Below are 248 nucleotides of genomic sequence, written 5' to 3' on the forward strand. Positions count from 1 at the left end.
GTCTCGGATCCGCGGACCTTCACCGTGACCGCTGCCACTGCGCCAACCATCACCTCGGCTAAAGGCTCACCCAGCGGGGACGAGATTCCGCCGGACGGATTCACCGTGGAAACGGCGGTCACCCTGTCGGGCGTCGCCGCCAAGGGCCAGAAGGTCGATGTGCTGCTGGGTAGCGTGCCCAAAGGTCAGCCCGTGGCCGATCCGGGAACCGGCATCTGGACCCTGCTGGTGACCGGCCTGACAGCCGT

General features: G+C 67.3%; 1 pseudogene. It reads left to right on the top strand.

Features of this window, described 5'->3' with window-relative positions:
• Window positions 1-24: 24 nt before the first annotated feature.
• Window positions 25-248, top strand: a pseudogene (locus ACKUG4_RS28250) (Ig-like domain-containing protein); the annotation flags it as partial.

Origin of the sequence: Candidatus Pseudomonas auctus (assembly GCF_048654275.1) — a bacterium.
Taxonomy (GTDB): Bacteria; Pseudomonadota; Gammaproteobacteria; order Pseudomonadales; family Pseudomonadaceae; genus Aquipseudomonas; species Aquipseudomonas pharyngis.